Consider the following 5367-nt stretch of genomic DNA (forward strand, 5'->3'; position numbering starts at 1 on the left):
GTCTTCGGACTTGTCAGGCTCAAAAGTTATCAAGTGCTCGCACAGCAAAACGTGGCTTCATCGGCGTCAAGACGATGGAGCCAGTCAGTTTTCTGAGAGTGAGCGACCGCTCGAAAGAGCGAGATCCTTCGGGATCACAAGGGATTTGAACTGAAGAGTTTGATCCTGGCTCAGATTGAACGCTGGCGGCATGCCTTACACATGCAAGTCGAACGGCAGCGCGGGCTTCGGCCTGGCGGCGAGTGGCGAACGGGTGAGTAATACATCGGAACGTGCCCTGTTGTGGGGGATAACTAGTCGAAAGATTAGCTAATACCGCATACGACCTGAGGGTGAAAGCGGGGGACCGGTAACGGCCTCGCGCAATAGGAGCGGCCGATGTCTGATTAGCTAGTTGGTGGGGTAAAGGCCTACCAAGGCGACGATCAGTAGCTGGTCTGAGAGGACGATCAGCCACACTGGGACTGAGACACGGCCCAGACTCCTACGGGAGGCAGCAGTGGGGAATTTTGGACAATGGGGGCAACCCTGATCCAGCAATGCCGCGTGTGTGAAGAAGGCCTTCGGGTTGTAAAGCACTTTTGTCCGGAAAGAAATCGCGCTGGCTAATACCTGGCGTGGATGACGGTACCGGAAGAATAAGCACCGGCTAACTACGTGCCAGCAGCCGCGGTAATACGTAGGGTGCGAGCGTTAATCGGAATTACTGGGCGTAAAGCGTGCGCAGGCGGTTTTGTAAGACAGGCGTGAAATCCCCGGGCTTAACCTGGGAATGGCGCTTGTGACTGCAAGGCTAGAGTGCGTCAGAGGGGGGTAGAATTCCACGTGTAGCAGTGAAATGCGTAGAGATGTGGAGGAATACCGATGGCGAAGGCAGCCCCCTGGGACGAGACTGACGCTCATGCACGAAAGCGTGGGGAGCAAACAGGATTAGATACCCTGGTAGTCCACGCCCTAAACGATGTCAACTAGTTGTTGGGGATTCATTTCCTCAGTAACGTAGCTAACGCGTGAAGTTGACCGCCTGGGGAGTACGGTCGCAAGATTAAAACTCAAAGGAATTGACGGGGACCCGCACAAGCGGTGGATGATGTGGATTAATTCGATGCAACGCGAAAAACCTTACCTACCCTTGACATGCCACTAACGAAGCAGAGATGCATTAGGTGCCCGAAAGGGAAAGTGGACACAGGTGCTGCATGGCTGTCGTCAGCTCGTGTCGTGAGATGTTGGGTTAAGTCCCGCAACGAGCGCAACCCTTGTCTCTAGTTGCTACGCAAGGGCACTCTAGAGAGACTGCCGGTGACAAACCGGAGGAAGGTGGGGATGACGTCAAGTCCTCATGGCCCTTATGGGTAGGGCTTCACACGTCATACAATGGTGCGTACAGAGGGTTGCCAACCCGCGAGGGGGAGCTAATCCCAGAAAACGCATCGTAGTCCGGATCGTAGTCTGCAACTCGACTACGTGAAGCTGGAATCGCTAGTAATCGCGGATCAGCATGCCGCGGTGAATACGTTCCCGGGTCTTGTACACACCGCCCGTCACACCATGGGAGTGGGTTTTGCCAGAAGTAGTTAGCCTAACCGCAAGGAGGGCGATTACCACGGCAGGGTTCATGACTGGGGTGAAGTCGTAACAAGGTAGCCGTATCGGAAGGTGCGGCTGGATCACCTCCTTTCCGAGCACGACTGGTTCAAAGTCGAGCGTTCACACTTATCGGTTGTCGAGTGTTACAGCCAAGGGTCTGTAGCTCAGGTGGTTAGAGCACCGTCTTGATAAGGCGGGGGTCGTAGGTTCAAGTCCTACCAGACCCACCAGTCTTAGGACGGGGGATTAGCTCAGCTGGGAGAGCACCTGCTTTGCAAGCAGGGGGTCGTCGGTTCGATCCCGTCATCCTCCACCACCCACATGAGAGCACTGCTGTTGTGTGAGCAAGACCTGGCAGTCGTCAAAGGCAAGCGCTTTGGAACAAGCGTTTGCCTTTGGCGTTGGCCAAGACGATGCACGGATGTGCGTTGGCTGTTCTTTAACAAAATGGGATGTAGTAAAGGTGTCGCGACGCGTTGATGAGGCGCGTGGACGATCGAGACCGATCGCGCGATACCGGGTTGTGATTGTATCAACCAAAGTATTTAAGTGATCGAAAGATGACTTGGAATACGGCACAAATGCGAGAACTCAACCTGTAGCGGGGCGTTGTAGACGCACTCGTTATAGGGTCAAGCGAACAAGTGCATGTGGTGGATGCCTTGGCGATCACAGGCGATGAAGGACGCGGTAGCCTGCGAAAAGCTTCGGGGAGCTGGCAAACGAGCTTTGATCCGGAGATGTCCGAATGGGGAAACCCGGCCCGTATGGGTCATCCCACACTGAATCCATAGGTGTGGGAAGCGAACGCGGCGAACTGAAACATCTAAGTAGCTGCAGGAACAGAAATCAACCGAGATTCCCAAAGTAGTGGCGAACGAAATGGGATGAGCCTTGTACTTTTTAGCAGTGTGGTTAGCAAAACGGGATGGAAAGCCCGGCCATAGCAGGTGATAGCCCTGTATGCGAAAACCGCGTTGTGGAACTAGGGGTACGACAAGTAGGGCGGGACACGTGAAATCCTGTCTGAAGATGGGGGGACCATCCTCCAAGGCTAAATACTCGTGATCGACCGATAGTGAACCAGTACCGTGAGGGAAAGGCGAAAAGAACCCCGGGAGGGGAGTGAAATAGATCCTGAAACCGCATGCATACAAACAGTCGGAGCCTCGTAAGGGGTGACGGCGTACCTTTTGTATAATGGGTCAGCGACTTACATTCAGTGGCAAGCTTAACCGGTTAGGGAAGGCGTAGCGAAAGCGAGTCCGAATAGGGCGATTGAGTCGCTGGGTGTAGACCCGAAACCAGACGATCTATCCATGGCCAGGTTGAAGGTGCGGTAACACGTACTGGAGGACCGAACCCACTAACGTTGAAAAGTTAGGGGATGAGCTGTGGATAGGGGTGAAAGGCTAAACAAGTCTGGAAATAGCTGGTTCTCTCCGAAAACTATTTAGGTAGTGCCTCGTGTCTCACCTTCGGGGGTAGAGCACTGTCATGGTTGGGGGGTCTATTGCTGATTACCCCGCCATAGCAAACTCCGAATACCGAAGAGTGCAATCACGGGAGACAGACATCGGGTGCTAACGTCCGGTGTCAAGAGGGAAACAACCCAGACCGCCAGCTAAGGTCCCCAAGATTGGCTAAGTGGGAAACGAAGTGGGAAGGCTAAAACAGTCAGGAGGTTGGCTTAGAAGCAGCCACCCTTTAAAGAAAGCGTAATAGCTCACTGATCGAGTCGTCCTGCGCGGAAGATGTAACGGGGCTAAGCCAGTCACCGAAGCTGCGGGCGCACCTTGTGTGCGCGGTAGGAGAGCGTTCCGTAAGCCTGTGAAGGTGTCTTGTAAAGGATGCTGGAGGTATCGGAAGTGCGAATGCTGACATGAGTAGCGATAAAGGGGGTGAAAGGCCCCCTCGCCGTAAGCCCAAGGTTTCCTACGCAACGTTCATCGGCGTAGGGTGAGTCGGCCCCTAAGGCGAGGCAGAGATGCGTAGCTGATGGGAAGCAGGTTAATATTCCTGCACCGTCGTATGATGCGATGGGGGGACGGATCGCGGAAGGTTGTCCGGGTGTTGGAAGTCCCGGTCCCTGCATTGGAGAAGGCGCTTAGGCAAATCCGGGCGCGTAATTCAAGGATGTGGGGCGAGCGGCCTAGTGCTGCGAAGCAATCGGAAGGGGTCCCAAGAAAAGCCTCTAAGCTTCAGTCATACGAGACCGTACCGCAAACCGACACAGGTGGGCGAGATGAGTATTCTAAGGCGCTTGAGAGAACTCGGGAGAAGGAACTCGGCAAATTGGTACCGTAACTTCGGGATAAGGTACGCCCTGGTAGCTTGACTGGCCTGCGCCAGAAGGGTGACGGGGTTGCAATAAAATGGTGGCTGCGACTGTTTAATAAAAACACAGCACTCTGCAAACACGAAAGTGGACGTATAGGGTGTGACGCCTGCCCGGTGCCGGAAGATTAAATGATGGGGTGCAAGCTCTTGATTGAAGTCCCGGTAAACGGCGGCCGTAACTATAACGGTCCTAAGGTAGCGAAATTCCTTGTCGGGTAAGTTCCGACCTGCACGAATGGCGTAACGATGGCCACACTGTCTCCTCCCGAGACTCAGCGAAGTTGAAGTGTTTGTGATGATGCAATCTCCCCGCGGCTAGACGGAAAGACCCCATGAACCTTTACTGCAGCTTTGCATTGGACTTTGAACCGATCTGTGTAGGATAGGTGGGAGGCTTTGAAGCGAGGACGCCAGTTCTCGTGGAGCCGTCCTTGAAATACCACCCTGGTTTGTTTGAGGTTCTAACCTAGGCCCGTGAATCCGGGTCGGGGACAGTGCATGGTAGGCAGTTTGACTGGGGCGGTCTCCTCCCAAAGTGTAACGGAGGAGTTCGAAGGTACGCTTGGTACGGTCGGACATCGTACCTAAAGTGCAATGGCAAAAGCGTGCTTAACTGCGAGACCGACAAGTCGAGCAGGTGCGAAAGCAGGACATAGTGATCCGGTGGTTCTGAATGGAAGGGCCATCGCTCAACGGATAAAAGGTACTCTGGGGATAACAGGCTGATACCGCCCAAGAGTTCATATCGACGGCGGTGTTTGGCACCTCGATGTCGGCTCATCTCATCCTGGGGCTGTAGCCGGTCCCAAGGGTATGGCTGTTCGCCATTTAAAGAGGTACGTGAGCTGGGTTTAAAACGTCGTGAGACAGTTTGGTCCCTATCTGCCGTGGGCGTTGGAATCTTGACGGGGGCTGCTCCTAGTACGAGAGGACCGGAGTGGACGTACCGCTGGTGTACCTGTTGTCTCGCCAGAGGCATCGCAGGGTAGCTATGTACGGAAGAGATAACCGCTGAAAGCATCTAAGCGGGAAACTCGCCTGAAGATGAGGATTCCCTGGAGCCTCGAGCTCCTTGAAGGGTCGTTCAAGACCAGGACGTTGATAGGCTGGGTGTGGAAGCGCAGTAATGCGTTAAGCTAACCAGTACTAATTGCCCGTAAGGCTTGATCCTATAACCAGTGCGTTTAGCGCGTCCGATACGCGCCGCTGGTGTTCCGCACACGTGCCATACAGCACAACCCACACCGCTACATCCCAATACGCCAGATTGGCCTACAGCCAGTCCGGCAACCCTTTATGCCTGGTGACCATAGCAAGTCGGAACCACCCCTTCCCATCCCGAACAGGACCGTGAAACGACTTCGCGCCGATGATAGTGCGGACTACCCGTGTGAAAGTAGGTCATCGCCAGGCTCTCCTTTGAAAACGCCCCAGATC

2 tRNA genes and 3 rRNA genes are annotated in these 5367 nt (G+C 54.4%); all 5 read left to right on the top strand.

The features are described from left to right. Positions 1-147: 147 nt before the first annotated feature. The 5 genes from J5T34_RS23825 to rrf all read left to right on the top strand — a co-directional run bounded on the left by J5T34_RS23825 (position 148) and on the right by rrf (position 5343). Positions 148-1681, top strand: a 16S ribosomal RNA gene (locus tag J5T34_RS23825). Between the two features lie 62 nt (positions 1682-1743). Next, a tRNA-Ile gene (locus J5T34_RS23830) sits at positions 1744-1820 on the top strand. Between the two features lie 10 nt (positions 1821-1830). Then, positions 1831-1906: transfer RNA gene (locus J5T34_RS23835), tRNA-Ala, on the top strand. A gap of 314 nt (positions 1907-2220) precedes the next feature. Beyond that, a 23S ribosomal RNA gene (locus tag J5T34_RS23840) occupies positions 2221-5101 on the top strand. A 128-nt stretch (positions 5102-5229) separates the two neighbouring features. Next, positions 5230-5343: ribosomal RNA gene (rrf, locus tag J5T34_RS23845) — 5S ribosomal RNA — on the top strand. Together the 16S, 23S and 5S rRNA genes with 2 tRNA genes alongside form the textbook arrangement of a ribosomal RNA operon. Positions 5344-5367: the final 24 nt, after the last annotated feature.

The sequence above is a fragment of the Cupriavidus gilardii genome, from assembly GCF_017598945.1.
Lineage (GTDB): Bacteria > Pseudomonadota > Gammaproteobacteria > Burkholderiales > Burkholderiaceae > Cupriavidus > Cupriavidus gilardii_E.